Raw genomic sequence first — 24,703 nt, forward strand, 5'->3', positions numbered from 1 at the left:
GGGAGGGATGGCATGAAGACGTTCGCGGGTTTCATCGTTGTCCTTGCCCTCTCCGGCGCGGCCCACGCCGAAGACCGCGACTTCTGCGCGGACCGGCCGGGCAAGGGCTCGCCGCCCTGCGTGCTGGACAAGGGGCGCTTCCAGGCCGAGCTGGGCGGGGTCGACGCCGCTTTCAGCCGGGGCGGCGGGGTCTCGGTCGACGACGTTTCGTACGGCGGGCTGGAGCTGCGGCTGGGCCTGACCTCGACCGTGGAAGGCCAGCTGAGCTGGACCGCCCACGAGCGGATCAGGACCAAGGACCAGGGCGTCGTCTCGACCGTTTCGGGCGCCGGCGACCTGGGCCTTGGCCTGCGGTGGTCGTTGAAGAACCCCGGCGGCGATGGCCTTTCGGCGGCGATCCAGCCCTATGTCACCGCCCCGACCGGCGCGAACGGCATCGGGAGCGATCTCTGGCAGGGCGGGGTGATCGTCCCGCTCTCGGTCCCGCTCAATGCCGACTGGTCGCTGAGCCTGTCGCCTCAGGTCGAAGCGCGGGAGAACGCCAGCGGTTCGGGCCGCCACGCCGGCTACGCCCTGGCCGGCGGCGTCGGCCGCGCGGTCGGTCCGGTGAACCTGGGCGCGGAACTATGGGTCGATCGCGACGACGACCCGTCCGGCCACGTCACCCAGGCCAGTTTCGACCTCACGGCGGCCTGGACGTCCAAGGCCCTGCACGACGTCCAGCTGGACGCCTCGGCCTATGTCGGACTCAACCGCCAGACCCCGGACCTGGAGCTGGTGGTCGGCCTGGCGCATCGCTTCTAGGGCCTCTGATCGTCGCCGCGCCGACTAGGCCGGCCACGATCGCCGCCACGGCGCTGATCCCCATCACCCACGGATAGCCGCCGCCTCCGGGGGCGAAATAGACCAGGCCCAGCACGGCCACGGCCAGCAGGCCGGCGATGCGGGCGACGGCGTTGTTGATGCCTGAAGCGACACCAGAGTGGCTGGAGGGCACGGCAGCCATCACCGTGCTGGTCAGCGGCGCGACGCTGATGGTCATCCCCAGGGCCAGGATCAGTAGGGCGGGCAGGACGCCCGTCCAGAAGCCGCTTCCGATCCACGGTCCGGCCAGCAGGCCAAAGCCGATCCCCGCTGTGATCGGGCCGACCGTCAGCATGGCCCGCGCGCCGACCTTGTTGGCGACCTTGCCCGCCACGCCCGACAGGGTTCCCATGACCAGCGACAGCGGCAGCAGGGTGGCCCCGGCCTCGGCGGCCTTGTAGCCGTGCCGGGCGATCAGTTCGTAGGGCAGGAAGAACAGCGCCCCGGTCAGGCCGAAATAGAGCGCCAGGGTCAAGAGGTTGGCGCCGCTGAAGGTGGTCGAGCGATAGAGCGACAGCGGCATCATTGGATGCGCCTCGCGACCTTGCAGCACGATGAAGCCGACCAGGATCGCGACGCCGGCGACAAGGGCGCTCCAGACCTCGAGGCTGGCCCAGCCCCGCGCGCCGGCGGCGGTGAGGCCCCAGGTCAAGGCGCCCAGGCCCGAGGCCGCCAGCACCGCCCCGCGCCAGTCCAGATGCTGGACATCCGGATCGCGGCTCTCGGGCACGGCCTTCAGGGTCAGCCCCACGGTGGCGGCGGCGATCGGCAGGTTGATCAGGAAGATGGCCCGCCACGACACCGCGTCGACCAGCCAGCCGCCCAGCACCGGTCCGATGGCGGCGGTGACGGCGCCAAAGCCCGCCCACGCGCCGATCATCGGCCCGCGCGCCTTCTCGTCGAAGGCCGCGCCCAGGATGGCCAGGCTGGCCGGCACGACGAAGGCGGCGGCGATCCCCTGCACGGCGCGGGCGGCGATCAGCAGGGCGACGTTCGGGGCCGCCGCGCAGGCCAGGGACGCCAGGGCGAACAGGGCCACCCCGATCACGAACACCTTGCGCCGGCCGTAGCGGTCGCCGGCCGAGCCGCCGATCAGGACGAGCGAGCCGAGCAGCAGCAGATAGGCGTTGACGATCCACTGGATCTGCGCGGGATCGGCCTTCAGCGCTGTCCGGATCGTGGGCAAGGCGACATTGACTACCGAGCCGTCGATGAAGGCCAGGCTGGAGCCCAGCACGGTCGCGGCCAGGATCAGCCGGCCGCGACTTTTCGAGATCGTCTGATCGTCCGCCATGGCCCCGACCATGGCGCGGTCTTCAGTCTTTGGCCAGTTGGGCCGGCGCCAGGATCTTGGTCTTCTTCCAGGCTCCGTAGGCGAAGGTCGCCACGCCTAGCCAGATGAACACGAACGACAGCGCCCGCAGCGGCGTGAACGCCTCGCCGAACGCCACGCCCAGCAGGAACTGGATCGTGGGGGCGATGAATTGCAGGAAACCGACGGCGCTCAGCGGCAGGCGGCGGGCCGACCAGGCGAACAGGGCCAGCGGCACGACCGTGGCCGGACCGGCCAGGGCCAGCAGGCCGGTGACCGCGCCGCCGTGGCCGAAGTGGCCCTGACCGCTCGCCTGCAGGTGCAGCACATAGGCCAGCCCCGGCAGGGCCAGATAGGCGCACTCGACGAACAGGCCGGTCTGGGCGTCGGCCTTCACCTGTTTGCGCAGGATGGCGTAGGCGCAGAAGGTGGCGGCCAGGCCCAGCGACACGATCGGCAGATGGCCCAGGGCGAGGGTCTGGATGGCGACGCCGATCGCCGCGAAGCCGATGGCGACCTTGCCTTCGGTGGTCATGCGCTCGCGGAACAGCAGGGCCCCGGCGGCCATGTTCATCAGCGGGTTGATGTAATAGCCCAGGCTGGCCTCGATCACGTGGCCGGCGTTCACGGCGAAGACGTAGATCGTCCAGTTGCTGAAGATCGCCGCCGTCGACAGCAGCAGCATCCCCAGCGTACGGGGCTGGCGCAGCACCTGGGCCACCTGGCCGCCCTGCCGGGCGATCAGGACGAGGCCGCCGGCCCACAGCACCGACCACAGCGAGCGGTGGGCGATCATCTCCCAGGACGTCGCGCCCAGGTTCGACAGCAGATGGAAATAGAGGGGCAGGAAGCCCCAAAGCAGGTAGCAGCCGACGCCGGCGGCATAGGCGGAGCGGCCTTCGGCCTGGGTCTGGTTCACGCTCGCCGACATGGCGTCGTCCTTCTGGTTCGGAAATGAAAAAGGGCTCCCGGGGGTCTGCCCCGGGAGCCCTGATTTCCACCCGCTTGTTGCGGATCGGGATCTTAGGCCGGGGTCTTCTGCTTGATCAGGCCCTTGTCGTGCAGGAGCTGGGCGATCTGCACGGCGTTCAGCGCCGCGCCCTTGCGCAGGTTGTCGGCGACGCACCACAGGACGATGCCGTTCTCGACGGTCGGGTCGGTGCGGATGCGCGAGACATAGACCGGGAATTCGCCGGCGCTTTCCTTCGGCGTCATGTAGCCGCCGTCCTCGCGCTTATCGATGACTTCCACGCCTTCGGCGTCGCGCAGGATCTCGCGGACGTCGTCCTCGTCCAGCGGGGTCTCGAACTCGATGTTCACGGCTTCGGCGTGGCCCACCATGACCGGCACACGGACGCAGGTGGCGGTCAGCTTGATCGACGGATCCAAGATCTTCTTGGTCTCCATCATCATCTTCCACTCTTCCTTGGTGTAGCCGTCCTCCATGAAGACGTCGATGTGGGGGATGACGTTGAAGGCGATCTGCTTGGTGAACTTCTTGGGCGGCGGCGCGCCGAGGACGAACACGCCCTTGGTCTGGTCCCACAGCTCGTCCATGCCTTCCTTGCCCGCGCCGGACACGGACTGGTAGGTCGAGACGACCACGCGCTTGATCTTGGCTTCGGCGTGCAGCGGGGCCAGCACCACCACCAGCTGCGCGGTCGAGCAGTTGGGGTTGGCGATGATGTTCTTCGGCAGGGTGTTCACCGCCTCGGGGTTCACTTCCGGCACGACCAGCGGCACGTCCGGATCCATCCGGAAGTGGCTGGAGTTGTCGATGACGATCGGGCCGGCCCGGCCGATCTTCTCGCCCCATTCCTTGGAGATGGCGCCGCCGGCGCTCATCAGCACGATGTCGACCGTCGAGAAGTCGAACTTCTCCAGGTCCTGGCAGTGCAGGATCTGGCTGCCGAACGAGACTTCCACGCCGATGGATTTGCGGCTGGCGATGGCGTGCATCTTGTCCACGGGGAATTTGACTTCCTCGAGGATGTTGAACATCTCGCGGCCCACATTGCCCGTGGCGCCGACCACGGCGACCCGGTAACCCATCGCGCTCTCCTGAAACTGTGCCCGCGTACCGCGCGGAGCGTGGTTCCCGTACGCCTCATGCCCCCATTGCGCAAGGCGAGTGGGCGCAAGGCGAGGAAAGCTGGCGCGCGGATCAGCCAGGCTTGCCCGTCGGAGCGGCGACCGCGTCCTCGGCCTTGACGTCCAGGCTGAACTGAACCGGGATGGTGACGGTCAGGCCGTCGACCGTGTCGCCCTCCAGCGTCCAGGGGTTCATGCGCATGGCCTTGACCGCCTCGACCGCGGCCGCGCCGAAGCCCAGGCCAGCCGGGCTTTCGCGCGCGGGCTTGCAGCCGGTCAGTTCGCCCGTGGCGGTGATCGTGCAGGTCGCCGCGCCGACGCCCGAGGTGACCCCCGCCTTCGCGGCCGCCTGCGGATAGACCTCCGCCATGCCCTCGGCCGACAGGGTGCGGATCCAGCGCGGCTTGGTCAGCTTACGAGCCTCCGGCGCGGCGGGATCGCGGAAGCGGAAGGGCACATCCACCTTGTAGTCCTTGAAGGTCTTGGCGTCGGCCGGGCCGATATTGACCAGGAACAGCTTCGACAGGTCCTGGGCGGCCTTGCCGAAGCCCTTGCCGCGCGGATTTTCGGAGATCACGTCGCAGCTGCGAAGTTGGCCGGTCTTCATGAGGACGCAGCGCAGGGCGGCCTGGCCGAACGGTACGCCGGTCGCGGCCTTGGGCCAGGCGGCGCTCAGCTCGGCCAGGGTCGGCACGCGGTTCCAGGGCGGGTCCAGCACGATGGCGGTGGTGTTGATCGGCGCCGAGCCGCGCGGCTCCTCCCAGGTGATCGGAATGGTGACGTCGCCGCCCGGCACGGCGCGGCCGCCGCGGATCTTGGGCGACATTCGAAATTGCGGAGCCAGCTGCAAGCCGGCGCCGCCGAAGTTCATGCCCGCGGGCGTTTCCGAGAGGACCCGGCAGGCTTCGAGGAAGCCCTCGACGGTGGCCTTGCAGCGGATCACGGCCTTGCCGCCGACGCGCTTGTCCAGCGCCATCTTGGGGAACACATTGGCGATCTCGGCGCCGTTGGGCTTGCGGACCCAGTCTGGATTGGCGTCGCCGGGCGCGAGGAATTCGAAGCTCGTGCGGACCGGTCGGCCCTCGACCGGCGCGCCCTGGGCGTCCTTCGTCGCGATCCGCTCATAGCCGACCACCGACAGAGCCGCCTCGCCGAAGCCCCGGCCGACGGGATCCTCGCGCAGCACCTTGCAGTCGACCAGGCGACCGCCCTTGTCGGCGATGCAGCCCAGCTGAGCCTTGCCGGTGACGGTCGCGCCCTTCGGGAAGGCGGCCTTCATCTTGGCCTCGGGCACGCGCGTGACGAAGTTCGGCCGCCAGCCCGAGGGCCGGGCGTCGTCTTCGGCCTGGGCCAAGGGGGTCTGGGCCGAGGCGGCCGTGGCCAAGGCGACCGTGGAAAGGGCGGTGGTGGAGAGGCTGGCCGTGAGCAGGGCCAGCAGGACGCGACGCGACAGCACGGGAAACCCCAGGAATGGGCCGGCGCACGACCCTTTCGCGGCTCGACCTTGGGTAGAGCCTAAGCGATCCATTTGCGCGCCGCCAGAGGGTTCCCGACACACCTTCCGCCCCCTATGTTGCCGGCCATGACCGACGCCGCCGCGCCCCCGCTTCCGAACGCTTCCGAACTGACCCAGGACGGCCCGACCGTCCGGCTCTTTCTCGTGGACGGCTCGGCCTATCTGTTCCGCGCCTATCACGCCCTGCCGCCCCTGACCCGCAAGAGCGACGGCCTGCCGGTGGGCGCCGTGCAGGGCTTCTGCAACATGCTGTGGAAGCTGTTGCGCGACATGCAGGGCGACACGCCGACCCACCTGGCGGTGATCTGGGACCACTCGGAAAAGACGTTCCGCAACAGCCTCTACGACAAGTACAAGGCCCACCGCCCGCCGCCGCCCGAGGATCTGATCCCGCAGTTCCCGCTGGTGCGCGAGGCGACCCTGGCCTTTGGCGTTCCGGCCATCGAGCTGCCGGGCTACGAGGCCGACGACCTGATCGCCGCCTATGCCTGCAAGGCCCGCGAGATCGGCGGCGAGGCGGTGATCGTCTCGTCCGACAAGGACCTGATGCAGCTGGTCGGCGACGGCGTCTCGATGTTCGACCCGATGAAGGGCCTGCGCATCGAGCGCGAGCAGGTGTTCGAGAAGTTCGGCGTCTATCCGGACAAGGTCGTCGACGTTCAGGCCCTGTGCGGCGACAGCGTCGACAACGTGCCGGGCGCCCCGGGTATCGGCATCAAGACCGCCGCCCAGCTGATCAACGAATATGGCGACCTCGACACGCTGCTGGCCCGGGCCAGCGAGATCAAGCAGCCCAAGCGCCGCGAGACCCTGATCGAATATGCCGACCAGATCCGCCTGTCGCGGGCCCTGGTGAAGCTGGACTGCGATACGCCGTTGCCGCAGCCGCTGGATGAGCTGACCGTGCGCGAGCCCGACAAGGAGGTCCTGGCCGCCTTCCTCGAGCAGATGGAGTTCCGCACCCTGGCCCGCCGGGTCGGCGACGGCTCGGCCGCCGCGACGTCGGGGACGCTGGAGCGCGCCCCCGGTCTTGGAGCGGGCAGCACGCCGAAGGCCCCGGTCAGCACCGTCTCCTATATGGGCGCGGCCGCGCGCGCCGCCGCCAGCGCGGTGGCCGAGCCGGTCAGCATCGACCACGCCGCCTATGTCCGCATCCAGGACCTCGACACCCTTAAGGCCTGGGTCGCCAAGGCCACGGCCAAGGGCGTGGTGGCCTTCGACACCGAGACCGACGCCCTGTCGTCGGCCACGGCCGGTCTGTGCGGCGTGTCGCTGGCCATCAACGCCGGCGAGGCCTGCTACATCCCGGTCGGCCACTGCGAGAAGGACGGCCTGGCGCTGGAAGCCGCCGCCGACCTGGTGCAGATCCCGCTGGACGAGGTCATCGCCACCCTGAAGCCGCTGCTGGAAGATCCGGCGGTGCTGAAGGTGGCCCAGAACGCCAAGTACGACATCGCCGTCCTGGCCCGCCACGGCATCCAGGTCGCGCCGATCGACGACACCATGCTGATCTCCTACGTGCTGGAGGCGGGCCTGCACGGCCACGGCATGGACGAGCTGTCGGAGCTGCACCTCGGCCACAAGCCGATCCCGTTCAAGCAGGTGGCGGGCACGGGCAAGGCCCAGATCAGCTTCAAGCATGTGGGCCTGAACGAGGCGACGGCCTATGCGGCCGAGGACGCCGACGTCACCCTGCGCCTGTGGGAAGTGCTCAAGCCGCGCCTGGCGCGGGAGGGCCTGGCGACGGTCTATGAGACGCTGGAACGTCCTCTGCCGGCCGTACTGGCGATGATGGAGAACAACGGGGTTCGGGTCGATCCCGAGGCGCTTCGTCTGCTGTCCAACGAGTTCTCACTGCGCATGGCCAAGTTCGAGGCGCGCGCCCAGGAGCTCGTCGGCCGCCCGTTCAACCTGGGCAGCCCCAAGCAGATCGGCGACGTGCTGTTCGGCGAGATGAGCATGAAGGGCGGCAAGAAGACCGCCACCGGTCAGTGGTCGACCGACAGCGACGTGCTGGAGAGCCTGGCCCTGGAGCACGAGCTGCCACGCGTCCTGCTCGACTGGCGTCAGCTTTCCAAGCTCAAGGGCACCTACACCGAGAACCTGGTCGCCGCGATCGCGCAAAGCACGGGCCGGGTCCACACCTCCTACGCCCTGGCCGCCACGACGACGGGGCGCCTGTCCTCGTCCGACCCGAACCTGCAGAACATCCCGGTCCGCACCGAGGAAGGCCGCAAGATCCGCAAGGCGTTCATCGCGCCGCCGGGCAAGGTGCTGATCAGCGCCGACTACAGCCAGATCGAGCTGCGCCTGCTGGCCCATATCGGCGACATCCCGCAGCTGAAGAAGGCGTTCCAGCAAGGCCTGGACATCCACGCCATGACGGCCTCGGAGATGTTCGACACGCCGATCGAGGGCATGGATCCGATGATCCGCCGCCGGGCCAAGGCGATCAATTTCGGTATCGTCTACGGTATCAGCGCCTTCGGTCTGGCCAACCAGCTGGGCATCGGCCAGGGCGAGGCGGGGGCCTATATCAAGACCTATTTCGAGCGCTTCCCGGGCATCCAGGCCTATATGGATGCGACCAAGGCCTTTGTGCGCGAGCATGGCTATGTCTCGACCGTCTTCGGCCGCAAGATCAACATCCCCGAGATCCAGTCCAAGTCCGTGGGGCAGCGCCAGTTCGCCGAGCGGGCGGCGATCAACGCCCCGATCCAAGGCGCGGCCGCCGACGTCATGCGCCGGGCCATGATCCGCATGCCCGCCGCCCTCGAGGCGGCTGGCCTGGAAGCGCGGATGCTGCTGCAGGTGCACGACGAACTGGTCTTCGAAGCGCCGGAAGGCGAGGCCGATCGCGCCTGCGCCGTGATCAGCCAGGTCATGGAAAAGGCGGCCGAGCCGGCGGTGGCCTTGTCCGTTCCGCTCACGGTAGAGGCCCGCGCCGCGCTCAACTGGGATGAGGCTCACTGACTAGAAAAGTGGCGGAATGATCGTTTGTGCGACATTCCGCCGCGTCACGGTTAATGCCCCGGCAATTGTTGGGAGCCCACTGTGCCTGTGACGCCCGCGAACCATAGTGTAGTTTCAAAGAGTAGTGTTATCTGAGGTTTAGCGGTCGCCGCCCCATTTCGAGGAGCTCCGGCCGGTGTCTTTTGGCGATCTGAAAATTCCGCACAAGCTGATGGCGGTGTTCGCTGTCATGCTTACGACCATCGTTGTGATGGGCGTGTCCCTCTATGCCAACAAGGTCGGCCTCGGCCATTCGGTTGAACGCACCGAGCGCGCCTATGAGATGCTGCGCCAGGCGGATACGGCCGCCTTCCGCCTGACCCGCCAGGAGAACTCGCTGCGCGGCTTCCTGCTGTCGGGCGACAACTACTACGTCAAGCGTCTGGAAGAGGCCCACAAGCCTAAGTTCCTGAAGGCTCTGGACGAGCTGCGCACCCTCGCGGCGGGTGACGAGCAGGACCTGGCGCGCATCGCCGCGGTCGACGCCGCCTATGCCGAGTATCGCAAACAGGCCATCGAGCCGGGTGAAAGCCTCGGGGCAGATCCGGCCACTCGTCCGCAGGCCGTCGAACTGGTGAAGCACGACGGCGTCGCCGACAAGGCCGTCGAGCCGGTCGAAAACGCTATCGAAGCCATCACCAAGAACGCGGAGGCTGAGCTGGCGACGGAAGCCGCCGCCCAGAAGAAGGCCTCCCTGGAATCGACCCTGGCCCTGGCCGTGGGCATCCTGATCACGGCGGGTATCGCCATCGGCGGCGGGCTGCTGCTGACCGGCGCCATCGCCAAGCCGGTCTCCGCCATGACCAACGCCATGCGCCGCCTGGCCTCGGGCGACAACACTGTCGAGGTGCCGGCCCAGGGCCGCAAGGACGAGATCGGCCAGATGGCCGCCGCCGTCGCCTACTTCAAGGATTCCGAAGCCGAGAAGGTCCGTATCGAGGCCGCCGCCGCCGAACAGCGCCGGGTCGCCGACGACGAACGCGCCGCCAACGAAGCCGAGAAGGCCGAGGCCGCCCGCAACGACGCGGTGATCATATCCGCCCTCAACGAGGCCCTTGACCACCTGGCGGGTGGCGATCTGACCCACCGGATCGACACGCCGTTCGGCGCCAAGTCTGAAAGCCTGCGCACCAACTTCAATGCCGCCGCCGATCGGATGCAGCAGGCGATCCAGGCGATCGGGGCCGCGTCCAGCGGCGTCAACAGCGGCTCGGACGAGATCGCCGAGGCGTCCGACAACCTGTCGCGACGCACCGAGCAACAGGCCGCCAGCCTGGAGCAAACCGCCGCCGCCCTCGATGAGATCACCGCGACGGTCCGCAAGACCGCGTCGGGCGCCAAGGAGGCCTCTCAGGTCGTGGCCGTTGCGCGCGCCGACGCCGAGAAGTCTGGCCGCATCGTCAGCCAGGCCGTCTCGGCCATGACCGAGATCGAGACCTCCTCGACCCAGGTCGGCAACATCATCGGCGTCATCGACGAGATCGCTTTCCAGACCAACCTGCTAGCGCTGAACGCTGGCGTTGAAGCCGCCCGCGCCGGTGAAGCCGGCCGTGGCTTCGCGGTCGTCGCCCAGGAAGTCCGGGCGCTGGCCCAGCGCTCGGCCGACGCCGCCAAGGAGATCAAGACCCTGATCTCGACCTCGACCCAGCAGGTCGAGGCGGGCGTGGATCTGGTCGGCCAGACCGGCGAGGCGCTGAACCGCATCGTCGAACAGGTCGCCTCGATCGACGCCCTCGTGAAGGAAATCTCGGCTTCGGCCAACGAGCAGGCCACCGGCCTGAACGAGGTCAACACGGCCGTGAACCAGATGGACCAGGTCGTCCAGCAGAACGCCGCCATGGTTGAAGAGGCCACAGCGGCGGCCCACTCGCTGAAGAACGAAGCCAAGTCGCTGGCGGAAATGGTCTCGCGCTTCCGCGTGGGCGAAGTGGCCGCTACGGCGGCGCGACCGTCACGCACGACCTACCGTCCGCCGGCCGCCTCTGCGCCGTCGGCCCCCGCGCGACCGCCCGTTTCGGCCCGTCCGCCGGCTTCGGCCTGGCCAACGGCCTCGGCCCGTCCGGGACGTGGTTCCGCCGCCGTCGCGGTCCAGGAGGACTGGGAAGAGTTCTGATCGTTCAATTCTGATCGGCTGGACGATCAGCAGTTTCAGGAAGGCTCTCCGGGCGACCGGGGAGCCTTTACCTTGTCGCGTGGACTATCCGCGGTGCAGGGCGATCGTCTCGAACGACGACTTGGTGGTCTGCGGCCCATGGCTGGCGTTCGGCGTCGGCAGGGCCAGGCCGATGGCGGCGGCGATCAGCAGAGCGACGGTGAAGAAGGCTTTGGCAGCCATGGTCCTATCTCGGGTCTGGCGTCTTGAAGCGACAATTCGCGGGCGCCGACGAGAGCCTAGATGGCCCCGCGTCGGGCGGGTTCAAGGCCCGGGTTCCTGGGGTCCCGAAGCGTCCTGATCCAACAGGAAAGGCCGGAAACCCGCTTGCGGGTTCCCGGCCTTTTTAGGATCGATCACTCGGAACTTTTGAGGGCCTAGAAGATCTCGAACAGGCCGGCGGCCCCCATGCCGCCGCCGATGCACATGGTCACCACGCCCAGCTTGGCGCCGCGACGCTTGCCTTCCATCAGCAGGTGGCCGGCGCAGCGGGCGCCGGTCATGCCGAAGGGGTGGCCGATGGCGATCGAGCCGCCGTTGACGTTGTACTTCTCAGGATCGATGCCCAGGCGGTCGCGGCTGTAGAGGCACTGGCTGGCGAAAGCCTCATTCAGTTCCCACAGGTCGATGTCGTCGATCTTCAGGCCATGGCGTTCCAGCAGGCGCGGCACGGCGAAGACCGGGCCGATGCCCATTTCGTCAGGCTCGCAGCCGGCGACGGCGAAGCCGCGGAAGGCGCCCAGCGGGGTCAGGCCGCGCTTTTCGGCTTCCTTGGCTTCCATCACCACCACGGCGGCGGCGCCGTCCGACAGCTGGCTGGCGTTGCCGGCGGTGACGAACTTGCCCTCGCCCATGACGGGCTTCAGGCTGGCGAGGCCTTCCAGGGTGGTGTCGGCGCGGTTGCACTCGTCCTTGTCGACCACGTAGTCGACGAAGCTCTCTTCCTTGGTTTCCTTGTTGACCACCTTCATCTTGGTGGCCATGGGCACGATCTCGTCCTTGAACAGGCCGGCGGCCTGGGCGGCGGCGATGCGCTGCTGGCTGCGCAGGGCGTATTCGTCCTGGTATTCGCGGCTGATGTTGTAGCGCTTGGCGACGATGTCGGCGGTGTCGATCATCGCCATCCACAGGGCCGGATGGGTGCCCATCAGCTTTTCTTCGGTGATGTGGAAGCGGTTCATGTGACCGCCGCCCTGCACCAGCGAGATCGACTCGACGCCGCCGCCGATGGCGACATTGGCGCCGTCGTTGCGCACATAGTTGGCCGCCGTGGCGATGGCTTGCAGGCCCGACGAGCAGAACCGGTTGATGGTCTGGCCCGAGGTGGTGACCGGCAGGCCGGCCCACATGGCGGCGTTGCGGGCCACGTTCATGCCGGTGGCGCCTTCGGGACCGCCGCAGCCCAGGGCCACGTCTTCCACTTCGGCCCCTTCGAGGCCGGCGCGCGACACGGCGTGCTGGATGGCGTGGCCGGCCATGGCCGCGCCATGGGTGTTGTTGAAGCCGCCCCGATTGGACTTGGCCAGGCCCGTGCGGGCGTAAGAGACGATAACCGCTTCGCGCATAGAGGCGCACTCCCCGTTAAACGTTAGTTTGAATTGAGCTCACCCTAGACCGGCTTTCCGCGCGGCGAAAGATGACGCTGGAGCGTGGCAGCCGAAAGTGTGAGCGGTTTCGGCGCCTGCCACGCTCTAAGTGTTTGAAGTAGAGCCTGTTTATCCGTTTCTGATGGTTCCATCAGAAACGGACAGGCTCTAGCGTCAACGGCAGGTCTATTCCCCGAACCCCTGGCCCGGCGCCATCGGCGCCAGGCGGATCAGCCGAGAGTCCTCGACCGCCGCCGTGCGGTGCTTGACGAACTCGCGGTAGTCGGGGTTCGTGACCATGGCCAGGAAGGCGCCGGCGTTCGGATATTCGGCGATGAAGGCCAGGTCCCAGCGCTCGTCTGCGGGGCCGGTGACCACGCCCTCTGGGCGTCCCGCCCAGACCTGCCGCCCGCCCAGGCTGGCGAACAGCGTCGCGGTCGTGCGGCCATACTCGCGATAGGCCTCGAGCCCGGTCAGGCACTTGCCATGGTTAGGATGCCCCTGCGGATAGTCAGCGACGGGCTTCAGTCGGACCAGGTTGAGCATCTGGATCGGCGTGTCGCGCGGCAGGGCCTTGAAGGCGTCGAACTGCTCGCGGGTTGGATCGATGCTGGCCATGTTTCCTCCGGTCTCGGCGCCTCAGCGCTCTTGTTCGGAGCGCATGGAAGGCCAGAACCGGAACAACGCCAAGCTCAATATCGCGAGGCCGACGGCTTCCTCCGGCCGTGTCAGCCTATCTCCCGCTCCTCACCGCTTCGTCAGGACGGTCAGGCCGTCGGGCAGTTCGTTGCGGTCGTCGGGGCGCGGGGGGATGTGGGTGGCCAGGATCGTTCCGGTGCGGGCCACGGCGGCGACGAAGCCGTCGGCGATCTTGCCGCGCTTGAGGCCGCCGACCAGGTCGGAGACGACCTCGTTCCAGACCGTGTTGGGCGCGGCGGCGTAGATGCCTTCGTCGGCGATGACCTCGACCCGGTGCTCGGCCAGGGCGGCGAAGATCAGCACGCCGGTGCGGTCGCGGGTGACGTGCAGGCCGTGGCTGAGGAACTGCTCCATGGCCGCGCGCTTGACCCGGGCGGTCTTGAGCGAGCCCGGGGTGAGGGCGCGGCGGACGGGCGGAATGGACACCACCAGCGCCACGAGGACGAAAATCGCCAGCTGCAGGGCGATATAGGTCGACAACGCCGACAGGATGGCCCCGTCCAGGGCCGCTTGATGGCCAATGCTCCAGCCGCCGAACAGCCGGGTCAGCATCTCCGGTCGGAAGCCGGCGAACAGGGCGCCGGCCGGGAGCACCAGGGACGCGGTCGCCGCCCAGGCCAGCGGCGTCTCGCGATAGTCCGACACCTCGGGCGCCAGGACGCAGAAGATCTCGCCGGCGGTGGTCTTCTCGGCCTGCGCGACCGCGCTGGCGATGCGGTCGAGATCCTGCGGGGTCATGCCTTGCGCCATCTCACCAACTCCCCGAACTGCCGCCGCCGCCGAACGATCCGCCGCCGCCGGAGAAGCCGCCGCCGCCACCGCCACCGCCACCGCCGCTCCAGCCGCCACCGCCTCGGCCGCTGTTGTTCAGCGCGCCCAGGATGATCCACGGCAGGGCCGAGGAGAGGCCGCCGCGTCGACGGCCCCGGAACAGGCTGGAGAAGACGAAAATGACAAAGAGGAAGATCAGGAAGCCGATGATCGGCGAGCCGCTGGCCTTCTGTCGCGCGGGCTGGCTGGCCTCGACGATCCGGGCCTTGGCCTGGTCGGCGGGCAGGCTGAGCTGCTCGACCAGGGCGTTGGTCCCTGCGACGACGCCGCCTTCCATGTCGCCATCGCGGAACTTCGGCAGGATGGCGCTCTGGATGATGACGCTGGACAGGGCGTCGGTCAGGACCGGCTCCAGGCCGTAGCCGACCTCGATCCGCACCTTCCGGTCGTTGGGCGCGACCAGCAGGATCACGCCAGTGTTCTTGCCTTTCTCGCCGATGCCCCAGGTCCGGCCCAGCTGATAGCCGTAGTCCTCGATCGGATAGCCGTCGAGGCTGGGCACCGTGGCCACGACCAGCTGGCGGCCGGTCGTGGTCTCGAGGTTTTCCAGTTTGGTCGTCAGGTCCTGCTGGACTTGCGGCGACAGGATCTGGGCGTTGTCGACCACCCGCCCCGTCAGGGCCGGGAACTTCGGCTCGGCGAAGGCGGGGAGGGCGACCGTCAGGGCCAGCGCCAACGCCACCAAGAACCCGCTCATTCCCGCGAAAGCGGGAACCCAAGCGGACTTGGCCACGGCGACGCCGCGCATAGCCGTCAGGCTCGGCTTGGGTCCCCGCTTTCGCGGGGATGAGCGGAATTGAACCAAGTTACTGCACCTTCGGCGGGGTCGCGGTCGGCGGGCTGGAGAAGTCCACCGTCGGGGCGGTCTGCGCCGAAGCCGAGGCCTGGAACAGCTGGGCCGGCTTCTGACCGCTGTACATGGTCTTGGCCCAGAACACGCTGGGGAAGGTCCGCAGGGTGGTGTTGTAGGTCTGTGCGGTCTGGTTGTAGTCGCGGCGCGCGATGGTGATGCGGTTCTCGGTGCCTTCCAGCTGGCTCTGCAGGGCCAGGAAGTTCTGGTTCGACTTCAGGTCCGGATACTGCTCCTGGATCATCATCAGCCGGCCCAGCACGCCCGACAGTTTGTCCTGGGCGGCGGCGTACTGCTGGAACTGGGCCGGATCGGTGATGGTCGAGGCGTCGACCTTGACCTGGGTGGCGCTGGCGCGGGCCTGCGTCACCTCGACCAGCACGCTCTTCTCCTGAGCGGCGTAGCCCTTCACCGTGGCGACCAGGTTCGGCACCAGGTCGGCGCGGCGCTGGTACTGGTTCTGCACCTCGGCCCAGGCAGCCTTGGTGGCCTCGTCCTGGGTGGGGATGGTGTTGATGCCGCAGCCAGCCAGCGTCGCGGGGATGGCGACGATCAGGGCGGCGCGCGCGGCGTTACGGCCAAGACGAGCGAGGACGAGACGGTTCATGGGGCCTCCATCGCGAACATGTATGCTCGCGTACCGATGTTAGATAGCGCGTCCATTGATACACGTCAGGTCGCGACGGATTAAACCTTATCCATGTCCGCCCGTTCCTGGGCGAAGGCCTGTTTTCGCGGGCCCATGTAGCCGAACAGCCAGGCCGCCACCTTGCGCATCTGGATCTCCTCGCTGCCCTCGGTGATCCGGTAGCGGCGATGGTGGCGGTAGATGTGCTCGAACGGCTTGTGGCGGGAGTAGCCGATGCCGCCGTGGATCTGCATGGCCCGATCGGCGGCCTCGCAGCACAGGCGGTTGGCCCAGTAGTTACACATCGAGACCTTGTCGGAGAGCCGCTTCTCGACCTCGGGCTTGGTCATCTGATCCATGTCCCAGGCGGTCTTGCGGATCAGCAGGCGCAGCATCTCGGCCTGGGTGGCCAGCTCGACGATCGGGAACTGGATGGCCTGGTTCTCGGCCAGGGCCTTGCCGAACGGTTTGCGGGCGCGCGCGTACTTGATGCTTTCTTCTATGCAGTAGGTCGCCGCGCCCAGGCTGGAGGCCGCCTGGCGGATACGGTTCTCGTGCACGAAGTGCTGGGCCAGGGCCAGGCCGCCTCCCTCGGGTCCGAACATCGCCGACTCCGGGACCCAGACATTCGTGAAGCTGACCCTTGGATGATCGGTCGGCATGTTGAAGGTCCAGAGGTACTCCTCGATCTTCACGCCGGGCGCGTGGGCGGGGACCAGGAAGGCGGTGATCCCCCGGGCGTCGCCGTCCTCGCCCGAAGTGCGGGCGAACAGGCAGCAGTGGGTGGCCGCGTGCATGCCCGTGGTCCACATCTTCTCGCCGTTGATCCGCCAGCCGGCCTCGCCCTTGTGGTCCTCGCGCACCGCGCGGGTCTCCATGAAGGTGGCGTCCGAACCGTGCTCGGGCTCGGTCAGGCCGAAGGTCGGGCGGAAGGCGCCCTTGTCTAGCATGTCAGTGATCAGGGGTTGCTGGTCGGGCCGGCCGAAGTCGCGGATCATCAGCACGAACGGATTGTTGCCGACGATCGAGTGCTCGTTCTGCAGGTCGTTGAAGAGGCCCAGGCCCTTGGCGGCCAGGTGCTCGCGGATCACGGCCATCCAGAGGTTGGAGCCGTCCTGGCCGCCATAGGCCTTGGGCAGAGCGAAGCGGTAGTGGCCTGCCTGGTCGGCCAGCTTGCGGGCCTCCCCCAGCAGCGCCTCCCACTCGTGCTTGGGCAGGCCGCCGCCGTCCCAGTCGGTGCGGGCCCATTCGCGGCGGTGGTCGAAGAAGCGATCGTTGTCGTCACGCGCCTGCAGGGGCGCGATCTCGCGATCAATGAAGGCGTCGAGCTCGGCCAGATAGGCGGTCAGCTCAGGCGGCAAGTGGAAGTCCATGGCAAAGCCTCCCTCAAGCGCGTTTTGGGCGCACATCTTATGGTTATGGCGAGAGACTAAGCGCGGTGAGCGGTCGGGGCCAATCGTGCCCCTTGGGAATGAAGCGCGGAACGGGCCTTAACCGGTCCTTGACCAGGCTGTGTGTAGGGTGCCCGCCATGATCACCATGGCCGCCTTCGCGATCATCGGGGCCGCGCTCGGACTGTTCGTCCGGCCGCGCTGGTTGGGTGTTCTGCTGCCGATCGTCCTGGCTGTGCTCGTCGAGGGCGGTGTCTACTGGGCCATCGGCATCATGGACCGCCAGCCGAACCGCGAGGTTCTGATCATCCGCCTGCACGCGATCTTCGGCGAGGGCTGGGTCGGCATGATCGGCCCGGTCGCCGCCGCCGTGATCGGCGCCGTCATGGCGGCCCTGCTGGGCGCCTTCACCGAACCGAAGACGGTCGCCCCGGTGCTCACCGCCGAGGGCATCCAGCGTCGCGCCGGCAAGAACGGCCGCTACGCCCGCGCCGAGGGTATGGTCGAGGAGCGCGCCATCCACGCCAAGGCCGAAAGCCGGATCGACCAGATCCTGGGGCTGTAGGCTCGCCGTTTCCGGCCGCCGTTCGCCGCAATTGGCTCGAAATCCCCGTTTTCTGAAAATGCGAGGCGCGTGCGAAATTCCGCTTGCGCAATTTCTTATCACTGATATCTAAGCGATGCTTAGTTCGGATCCGAAGCACCGGTGGGGATACCGGTGTGGTCGCCTCAGGTGGGGTGGCCCCAAGGGATTGGTAGGGTCCGGGCGGCCAGTACCGCTTTTCACCGATCAACGATCTGACCGCAATTTCCCCCACACCGGAGGGCTTTCTGATGAAGCTCCGCACCCTGTCGGCTGTCGCCGCCATCTCCTTCTCCATGTTCGCGGGTAGCGCCCTGGCCGACGGCCGCATCGCCGCCGCGCTGGACACCCCCGTGGCCGCCAAGACCAAGGTCGTCGCCGGCGGCGCCGTCTTCGTCTGCGAAGGCGCCGAGTGCGTCTCGGCCCAAGCCCCTTCGCGGGCCCTCACCGCGGCCGCCTGCAAGGCGCTCGCCAAGGAAGTGGGTCGCGTCGCGGCCTTCGGCGGCGAAGCCAAGTCGCTGGACGCCGATGACCTGACCCGCTGCAACGCCTCGGCCAAGGACGTTTCGTCCCTGGCTTCGGCTAAGTAGGAACACGTACCGCGCTTTATCTGAGTACCAGACGCGTTGTGGGTCGTCGTTTCTCCGACCCGGTCTGGCTGTTTCCTCGAGCATTCGCCTTCAAGGGCGGCGGAAACCTTCCGCCGCCCCTTTTCTTTTCCGGACCAGTGATTAGTTGACGCTGATGGACACGAGCTTGGCCGCACAGCTGGAAACCGTTCTGCGCAAGGCCGCAGGCGAAGGAACGGCCCTGGCCTCCATGGCCGTGGACTATGCCGGGGAGGCCGGCGACGGCGCCCTGGAACCCAAGGCCTGGGTTGAGCGAGCCACCCGAAGTCTCGTCTTCGCTCAGGGCGAGCTGCGCCGCCCGGACGGCGCTTTGGCGGCCTCTGCCTCGGCCGTGTTCCGTCGCGCGGCGGACTGAACACTCAAGCCGGGCTCGCCCCTTTGGTTGCGACTGCGAAAGGCCCGTGTTATCAGGCGCGCGGCTTCGGACAGGGCGGCGCGGCAGCGCCGGCCGTCCATGCGCTTTTTACAAGCGCGCTCAAGCCTTTAAGCCGCGACAGGGGTTAATCTTCTTGTCCGCGGCCATTGCAACGCACCGGGCGGATACCAAGTGGCGGACGAAACCAAGGCGACGGATGCGGGTCAGCGCTATGCGCAGTCCCTCTTCGAACTGACGATCGAGAACGGCTCCCTGCAGAAGGTCGAGGCCGACCTGAAGAGCCTGAAGGCCATGGTGGCCGACAGCGCCGACCTGCGCCGTCTGATCGCCTCGCCGGCCTTCACCGCCGAGGACAAGGGCAAGGGGCTGGCCGCCGTCGCCAAGAAGGCCGGCTTCCAGCCGCTGACCACCAAGTTCCTGGGCCTCGTCGCCGCCAACGGTCGCGCCGGCGACCTGCTGGGCGCGATCACCGCCTTCTCCGATCTGTCGGCCAAGCACCGCGGCGTCGTCACCGCCGAGGTCGTCTCGGCCGCCGCCCTGTCGCCCGCTCAGCTGAAGGGCGTGCAAGCCGCTCTCGCCGAAGCGCTCGGCAAGACCCCCGAAGTTTCCACGCGCGTCGATCCGTCCCTGTTGGGCGGTCTGAAGGTGCGCGTCGGTTCGCGTCTCTTCGACGCTTCGCTCCGTTCGAAGCTCGATTCCCTGAAATTCGCCCTGAAGCGCGCTTAAGCCTTTAAGTAAGCGCCAGAAAAATTAGATCGCAGAGAGCCCAGAAGACCATGGACATCCGCGCCGCCGAGATTTCGGCCATCCTCAAGTCGCAGATCGCCAACTTCGGCGAAGAGGCCGCCGTCTCGGACGTCGGCCAGGTGCTGTCCGTCGGTGACGGCATCGCCCGCATCTACGGCCTGGACAACGTCCAAGCCGGTGAAATGCTGGAATTCCCGAAGGCCGGCGTGAAGGGCATGGCCCTGAACCTCGAGCGCGACAATGTCGGCGCCGTGATCTTCGGCCAGGACCAGGCCATCAAGGAAGGCGACGAAGTCCGTCGCCTCGGCGAAATCGTCGACGTTCCGGTCGGCCGTGGCCTGCTGGGCCGCGTCGTCAACCCGCTGGGCGAACCGATCGACGGCAAGGGCCCGATCGAGTTCACCGAGCGTCGCCGCGTCGACGTCAAGGCGCCGGGCATCATCCCGCGCAAGTCAGTGCACGAGCCCGTGCAGACCGGCCTGAAGTCGATCGACACCCTGATCCCGGTCGGCCGCGGCCAGCGCGAGCTGATCATCGGTGACCGTCAGACCGGCAAGACCGCTGTCGCCATCGACACCATCCTGAACCAGAAGGCCGTGAACGCCGGCAAGGACGAGAGCGCCAAGCTCTACTGTGTCTATGTCGCCATCGGCCAGAAGCGCTCGACCGTCGCCCAGATCGTCAAGACCCTGGAAGAGCACGGCGCCCTGGAATACACGATCGTCGTCGTCGCCTCGGCCTCGGAGCCGGCCCCGCTGCAATACCTGGCCCCGTTCTCGGGCTGCGCCATGGGCGAGTGGTTCCGCGACAACGGCCTGCACGGCCTGATCATCTATGACGATCTGTCCAAGCAAGCCGTCGCCTACCGCCAGATGTCGCTGCTGCTGCGCCGCCCGCCGGGCCGTGAAGCCTATCCGGGCGACGTGTTCTACCTGCACTCGCGCCTGCTGGAACGCGCCGCCAAGCTGAACGAAGACAACGGTTCGGGCTCGCTGACGGCTCTGCCGATCATCGAAACCCAGGCCAATGACGTGTCGGCCTACATCCCGACCAACGTGATCTCGATCACCGACGGCCAGATCTTCCTGGAAACCGACCTGTTCTACCAGGGCATCCGCCCGGCCGTGAACGTCGGCATCTCGGTGTCGCGCGTCGGCTCGTCGGCCCAGATCAAGGCGATGAAGCAAGTCGCCGGTCCGATTAAGGGCGAACTGGCCCAGTATCGTGAAATGGCCGCCTTCGCGAAGTTCGGCTCGGACCTCGACGCCTCGACCCAGAAGATGCTGGCTCGCGGCGAGCGCCTGACCGAGCTGCTGAAGCAGCCCCAGTACGCCCCGCAGTCGGTCGAAGAGCAGGTCTGCGTGATTTACGCCGGCACGCGCGGTTATCTGGACAAGATCCCGACCTCGTCGGTCCGTCGCTTCGAGACCGAGCTGCTGGCTCGCCTCCACAGCGCCCACAAGGACCTGCTGGACGGCATCCGCACCAAGAAGGCCCTCGACAAGGACCTGGAGAACACGCTGAAGAGCGCGCTCGACAGCTTCTCGGCGACCTTCGCCTAAGGCGAGGCAGATGGCTGACGCCCCCAAGACCCTGGACGCCTGGTCCGGCGATTTCGGCGACCGCTATACCGAGCGGAACGCCGTGACCGTCGACGCCGTGCGCGGCCGGACGAAGGCTTGGGGGCAGGTGCTGCCGCGTCTGGTCGGCGATCCGCCCAAGAGCATCCTGGAAGTCGGTCCGAACGTCGGACTTAACCTTCGGGGTCTCCAGGCGATCACCGACGCCGAGCTGTGGGCCATCGAGCCTAACAGCACGGCCCGCAAGCAGATCCTCGATGACGGCGTCCTGCCGCCCGAGCGTCTGTTCGAGGGCTTTGGGCACAGCATTCCGCTGGCGGATGGCGCGGTCGACCTGGCGTTCACCTCGGGCGTTCTGATCCACGTGGATCCGACGCAGCTCGAGGCGACGATGCGCGAGATTCACCGCGTGTCCGCCAAGTACGTCCTCTGCGCCGAGTATTTTTCGCCGAAGGCGGAAACGATTACGTACCGAGGCGAGACGGATCTTCTGTTCAAGAACGATTTCGGCTCGCTCTATTTGGATCTGTTCCCGGATCTGGTGCTGGTTGATTACGGGTTCTTCTGGAGAAGAACGACCGTGATGGACGACACCACCTGGTGGCTGTTTAGGAAGGTCTGATAGGCGGATGGCAAGCCTAAAGGAAATGCGCAATCGTATCTCGAGCGTCAAGGCGACGCAGAAGATCACGAAAGCGATGCAGATGGTCGCGGCGGCGAAGCTGCGCCGGAGCCAGGACGCGGCGGAAGCCGCCCGTCCGTACGCTCGGCGCCTGGCTTCGGTGATCGCCAATCTGGCTGCCGGCGTGTCGGGTGACGGGGCTCCGGCCCTGCTGACCGGTACGGGGCGCGACGATCGGCACCTGATCATCGTCGCCGCGGCCGATCGCGGCCTGGCCGGCGGCTTCACGTCGTCGATCGTGCGGGCCGCGCGCCAGCGGATCGACAGCCTGATCGCCGAGGGCAAGGACGTGAAGATCGTCTGCGTCGGCAAGAAGGTCAGCGCCCAGCTGAAGCGCCCCTACGGCGCCCAGGTGGTCGAGAACTTCGACCTGTCGGCCTATCGCCAGTTCACCCTGTCGGTCGCCCAGCCGATCGCCGACGTCGTCACGCGCCTCTATGAAGCCGGCGACATCGACGTGGTCACGCTGTTCTACAGCCAGTTCAAGTCGGTGGTCATCCAGACCCCGACGGCGCTGCAGCTGATCCCGGCCGTGGTCGACGGCGCCGCCGCTCCCGCGACCGGCGCTTCGGCGGTCTACGAGTATGAGCCCTCGGAAGAGGCCATTCTCGAGACCCTGCTGCCGCGCAACCTGACGGTTCAGATCCTGTCGGCCCTGCTGGATAACATGGCCGGCTTCTACGCCAGCCAGATGACCGCGATGGACAACGCCACGCGCAACGCCGGCGACATGATCAAGCGCTACACCCTCGAGTATAACCGTTCCCGCCAGGCCCAGATCACCAAGGAGCTGATCGAGATCATCTCCGGCGCCGAAGCCGTCTGATCCAAGCCTAACGACACAAGCACGCAGAGACCGAAAGACCGCAAGCCATGGCCAAGACCCCGACTAAGGCTCCCGCCACCGAAACGCCGGCCGCCGCCGCCAAGAAGCCCGCCGCCCCCAAGGCCGCCGCGGCTCCGAAGGCCGCTGTCGCGAAGGCTCCCGCCGCCGCCGCTGTTAAGGCTCCGGCCGCCAAGAAGCCGGCCGCCCCGAAGGCCGCCGCCGCCCCGGCCAACGCCGCCTTCAACCTGGACGGCGCCACCGGCCGTCTGGTGCAGATCATCGGCGCCGTCGTCGACATCGAGTTCGACGGCCCGCTGCCGGCGATCCTGAACGCCGTCGAGACCACCAACACCGCCACCGGCCAGCGCCTGGTGTTCGAAGTCGCCCAGCACCTGGGCCAGAACACCGTCCGCGCCATCGCCATGGACGCCACCGAAGGTCTGGTTCGCGGCCAGCCCGTGCGCGACACCGGCGAGTCGATCCGCGTTCCGGTCGGTCCGGGCACCCTGGGCCGCATCATGAACGTCATCGGCGAGCCGATCGACGAGCAGGGCCCGATCCGTTCGGACATCTACCGCACGATCCACCGCGACGCTCCGACCTTCGCCGAGCAGACCAACACCGCTGAAGTGCTGGTCACGGGCATCAAGGTCATCGACCTGATGTGCCCCTACACCAAGGGCGGCAAGATCGGCCTGTTCGGCGGCGCCGGCGTCGGCAAGACCGTGACGATGCAGGAACTGATCAACAACATCGCCAAGGCTTACGGCGGTTACTCGGTTCTGGCCGGCGTGGGCGAGCGCACCCGCGAAGGCAACGACCTCTATCACGAGATGATCGAGTCCAACGTCAACACCGACCCGAAGGCCAACAACGGCTCGACGGAAGGCTCGCGCTGCGCCCTGGTCTACGGCCAGATGAACGAACCCCCGGGCGCCCGCGCCCGCGTCGCCCTGACCGGCCTGTCGATCGCGGAATACTTCCGTGACGAAGAAGGCAAGGACGTGCTGCTGTTCGTCGACAACATCTTCCGCTTCACCCAAGCCGGCGCCGAAGTGTCGGCTCTGCTGGGCCGCATCCCCTCGGCCGTGGGCTATCAGCCCACCCTGGCCACCGAGATGGGCAACCTGCAGGAGCGCATCACCTCGACGAACAAGGGTTCGATCACCTCGGTCCAGGCCATCTACGTCCCGGCCGATGACTTGACCGACCCGGCGCCCGCCGCCTCGTTCGCCCACTTGGACGCCACCACCGTTCTGAGCCGCGACATCGCCGCCCAGGCCATCTTCCCCGCCGTCGATCCGCTGGACTCGACCTCGCGGATCATGGACCCGCTGGTCATCGGCGAAGAGCACTACAACGTGGCCCGCTCGGTCCAGGAAGTCCTGCAGCAGTACAAGTCGCTGAAGGACATCATCGCCATCCTGGGCATGGACGAGCTGTCGGAAGACGACAAGCTGGTCGTGTCGCGCGCCCGCAAGATCTCGCGCTTCCTGTCGCAGCCCTTCCACGTCGCCGAGCAGTTCACCAACACGCCGGGCGCCTTCGTCCAGCTGAAGGACACGATCCGCTCGTTCAAGGGCATCGTGGACGGCGAATACGACCACCTGCCGGAAGGCGCCTTCTACATGGTCGGCGCGATTGAGGAAGCCGTGGCCAAGGCCGAAAAGATGGCGGCGGAAGCCTAATGACCGAAGACACGGAACTGGCCGGCTTCTGCTGCGAGGAACTGGCGGAAGCGGTGTCCCCGGACACGACCGCCAGCCTCATCGAGCATGACAGCGGTCTGATCCTGCTGAACCTCGGCGAGCGGGAAGAAGAGGGCGAGACCGGCTTGATGCTGGCCACGATCCACTTCTGCCCGTTCTGCGGGACCGAAATCCAGACCGACGAAGACATCGAAGCCGCGCTCGGCGCCGTCGAGGAGACCTTCAACTGATGGCCAAGTTGCACTTCTCTCTGGTCGCCCCCGAACGCGAACTGTTCTCGGGCGACGTGGACATGGTCCAGGCCCCGGGCGCGGAAGGCGACTTCGGCGTCCTGGCCAACCACGCTCCGTTCATGACCACCCTGCGCGAAGGCAAGGTGACCGTGAAGGACGGCGCGACGACCAAGGTGTTCGACATCCAGGGCGGCTTCGCCGACGTCGGTCCGGAAGGCCTGACGATCCTGGCAGAGCACGCCGTCGAAGCGGCCTGACGCCAAGCGCGATAGCCGAAAGTGGACACCGGTTTCGGCGACCATCGCGCGGCAAAAAGGGTTTTGCCTACGCGCTTTGAAACGCCCTCGGTCCCCCGGATCGGGGGCGGTTTCGCGTGCGGAGCGACCATCTATCGCGCCATGAGTGA

The 24,703-nt window shown here is 67.4% G+C and carries 24 protein-coding genes; 13 read left to right on the plus strand and 11 right to left on the minus strand.

The window, feature by feature from the left end; translation table 11 throughout:
• Positions 1–12 precede the first annotated feature (12 nt).
• Positions 13–804, plus strand: a complete 792-nt coding sequence (locus CSW62_RS01275; protein ID WP_099575416.1) for a transporter — start codon at positions 13–15, stop codon at positions 802–804.
• Here the strand turns inward: CSW62_RS01275 and CSW62_RS01280 are convergent.
• From CSW62_RS01280 to CSW62_RS01295, 4 genes are all read right to left on the minus strand, one after another.
• Positions 749–2,158 (minus strand): DHA2 family efflux MFS transporter permease subunit, encoded by a 1,410-nt coding sequence (locus CSW62_RS01280; RefSeq protein WP_099582125.1) that lies wholly within the window; start codon positions 2,156–2,158, stop codon positions 749–751. The two genes, CSW62_RS01275 and CSW62_RS01280, sit on opposite strands and share 56 nt — an antisense overlap.
• Before the next feature lie 22 nt (positions 2,159–2,180).
• Positions 2,181–3,107, minus strand: coding sequence for an EamA family transporter RarD (gene rarD / locus CSW62_RS01285; protein WP_099575417.1), 927 nt, complete (start codon positions 3,105–3,107; stop codon positions 2,181–2,183).
• 92 nt (positions 3,108–3,199) lie between these two features.
• Positions 3,200–4,228, minus strand: coding sequence for an aspartate-semialdehyde dehydrogenase (locus CSW62_RS01290; RefSeq protein WP_099575418.1), 1,029 nt, complete (start codon positions 4,226–4,228; stop codon positions 3,200–3,202).
• Positions 4,229–4,340: 112 nt separating this feature from the next.
• Positions 4,341–5,723 carry a TonB family protein gene (locus tag CSW62_RS01295; RefSeq protein ID WP_099575419.1) on the minus strand — a complete coding sequence of 461 codons (1,383 nt, stop codon included), beginning with the start codon at positions 5,721–5,723 and terminating at the stop codon, positions 4,341–4,343.
• A 126-nt stretch (positions 5,724–5,849) separates the two neighbouring features.
• Here CSW62_RS01295 and polA point away from each other — a divergent pair, with 126 nt between their 5' ends.
• Together polA and CSW62_RS01305 are read left to right on the plus strand one after the other, a co-directional pair.
• Complete coding sequence (gene polA / locus CSW62_RS01300) at positions 5,850–8,756, plus strand: DNA polymerase I (RefSeq protein ID WP_199170488.1); 2,907 nt, start codon at positions 5,850–5,852, stop codon at positions 8,754–8,756.
• 175 nt (positions 8,757–8,931) lie between these two features.
• Complete coding sequence (locus CSW62_RS01305) at positions 8,932–10,908, plus strand: methyl-accepting chemotaxis protein (RefSeq protein WP_099575421.1); 1,977 nt, start codon at positions 8,932–8,934, stop codon at positions 10,906–10,908.
• A gap of 84 nt (positions 10,909–10,992) precedes the next feature.
• Here the strand turns inward: CSW62_RS01305 and CSW62_RS26495 are convergent, their stop codons facing one another.
• The 7 genes from CSW62_RS26495 to CSW62_RS01335 all read right to left on the minus strand — a co-directional run bounded on the left by CSW62_RS26495 (position 10,993) and on the right by CSW62_RS01335 (position 16,914).
• Positions 10,993–11,130: a hypothetical protein gene (locus tag CSW62_RS26495; protein WP_199170489.1), complete on the minus strand. Its 138-nt coding sequence runs from the start codon at positions 11,128–11,130 to the stop codon at positions 10,993–10,995.
• Positions 11,131–11,324: 194 nt separating this feature from the next.
• Positions 11,325–12,512, minus strand: a complete 1,188-nt coding sequence (locus tag CSW62_RS01310) for an acetyl-CoA C-acyltransferase (RefSeq protein ID WP_099575422.1) — start codon at positions 12,510–12,512, stop codon at positions 11,325–11,327.
• A gap of 207 nt (positions 12,513–12,719) precedes the next feature.
• Complete coding sequence (locus CSW62_RS01315) at positions 12,720–13,151, minus strand: DUF1330 domain-containing protein (protein WP_099575423.1); 432 nt, start codon at positions 13,149–13,151, stop codon at positions 12,720–12,722.
• 129 nt (positions 13,152–13,280) lie between these two features.
• Complete coding sequence (locus CSW62_RS01320) at positions 13,281–13,982, minus strand: TPM domain-containing protein (RefSeq protein ID WP_199170490.1); 702 nt, start codon at positions 13,980–13,982, stop codon at positions 13,281–13,283.
• 1 nt (position 13,983) lies between these two features.
• A complete protein-coding gene (locus tag CSW62_RS01325; protein WP_233206587.1) occupies positions 13,984–14,760 on the minus strand; it encodes a YgcG family protein in 777 nt (258 codons plus the stop codon).
• Positions 14,761–14,869: 109 nt separating this feature from the next.
• Positions 14,870–15,520: a LemA family protein gene (locus CSW62_RS01330; RefSeq protein WP_099575425.1), complete on the minus strand. Its 651-nt coding sequence runs from the start codon at positions 15,518–15,520 to the stop codon at positions 14,870–14,872.
• Between the two features lie 80 nt (positions 15,521–15,600).
• Complete coding sequence (locus CSW62_RS01335; RefSeq protein WP_199170491.1) at positions 15,601–16,914, minus strand: acyl-CoA dehydrogenase family protein; 1,314 nt, start codon at positions 16,912–16,914, stop codon at positions 15,601–15,603.
• A gap of 166 nt (positions 16,915–17,080) precedes the next feature.
• Here CSW62_RS01335 and CSW62_RS01340 point away from each other — a divergent pair, with 166 nt between their 5' ends.
• The 10 genes from CSW62_RS01340 (at position 17,081) to CSW62_RS01385 (ending at position 24,554) form a co-directional block, all read left to right on the plus strand.
• Positions 17,081–17,497 carry a hypothetical protein gene (locus tag CSW62_RS01340; RefSeq protein WP_099582127.1) on the plus strand — a complete coding sequence of 139 codons (417 nt, stop codon included), beginning with the start codon at positions 17,081–17,083 and terminating at the stop codon, positions 17,495–17,497.
• Between the two features lie 269 nt (positions 17,498–17,766).
• Complete coding sequence (locus CSW62_RS01345) at positions 17,767–18,105, plus strand: hypothetical protein (protein ID WP_099575427.1); 339 nt, start codon at positions 17,767–17,769, stop codon at positions 18,103–18,105.
• Between the two features lie 154 nt (positions 18,106–18,259).
• The gene (locus tag CSW62_RS01350; protein ID WP_099575428.1) at positions 18,260–18,499 is read left to right on the plus strand and encodes a hypothetical protein; all 240 of its coding nucleotides are present in this window, start codon (positions 18,260–18,262) and stop codon (positions 18,497–18,499) included.
• A gap of 192 nt (positions 18,500–18,691) precedes the next feature.
• The gene (locus CSW62_RS01355) at positions 18,692–19,246 is read left to right on the plus strand and encodes a F0F1 ATP synthase subunit delta (RefSeq protein WP_099575429.1); all 555 of its coding nucleotides are present in this window, start codon (positions 18,692–18,694) and stop codon (positions 19,244–19,246) included.
• A 50-nt stretch (positions 19,247–19,296) separates the two neighbouring features.
• The gene (gene atpA / locus CSW62_RS01360; protein WP_099575430.1) at positions 19,297–20,829 is read left to right on the plus strand and encodes a F0F1 ATP synthase subunit alpha; all 1,533 of its coding nucleotides are present in this window, start codon (positions 19,297–19,299) and stop codon (positions 20,827–20,829) included.
• A gap of 10 nt (positions 20,830–20,839) precedes the next feature.
• On the plus strand, positions 20,840–21,469 hold the full coding sequence (locus CSW62_RS01365) for a pseudaminic acid biosynthesis-associated methylase (protein WP_099575431.1): 630 nt from the start codon (positions 20,840–20,842) through the stop codon (positions 21,467–21,469).
• A gap of 7 nt (positions 21,470–21,476) precedes the next feature.
• Entirely contained in the window at positions 21,477–22,355 is an 879-nt protein-coding gene (locus tag CSW62_RS01370) for a F0F1 ATP synthase subunit gamma (protein ID WP_099575432.1), read from the plus strand.
• A gap of 47 nt (positions 22,356–22,402) precedes the next feature.
• Complete coding sequence (gene atpD / locus CSW62_RS01375; protein ID WP_099575433.1) at positions 22,403–24,043, plus strand: F0F1 ATP synthase subunit beta; 1,641 nt, start codon at positions 22,403–22,405, stop codon at positions 24,041–24,043.
• A complete protein-coding gene (locus tag CSW62_RS01380) occupies positions 24,043–24,294 on the plus strand; it encodes a hypothetical protein (RefSeq protein WP_099575434.1) in 252 nt (83 codons plus the stop codon). Before atpD ends, CSW62_RS01380 begins: the two co-directional genes overlap by 1 nt.
• The gene (locus CSW62_RS01385) at positions 24,294–24,554 is read left to right on the plus strand and encodes an ATP synthase F1 subunit epsilon (RefSeq protein WP_066686484.1); all 261 of its coding nucleotides are present in this window, start codon (positions 24,294–24,296) and stop codon (positions 24,552–24,554) included. The genes CSW62_RS01380 and CSW62_RS01385 overlap by 1 nt, the downstream gene beginning before the upstream one ends.
• Positions 24,555–24,703 lie beyond the last annotated feature (149 nt).

Source organism: Caulobacter sp. FWC2 (assembly GCF_002742625.1).
In the GTDB taxonomy this organism is placed as follows: domain Bacteria; phylum Pseudomonadota; class Alphaproteobacteria; order Caulobacterales; family Caulobacteraceae; genus Caulobacter.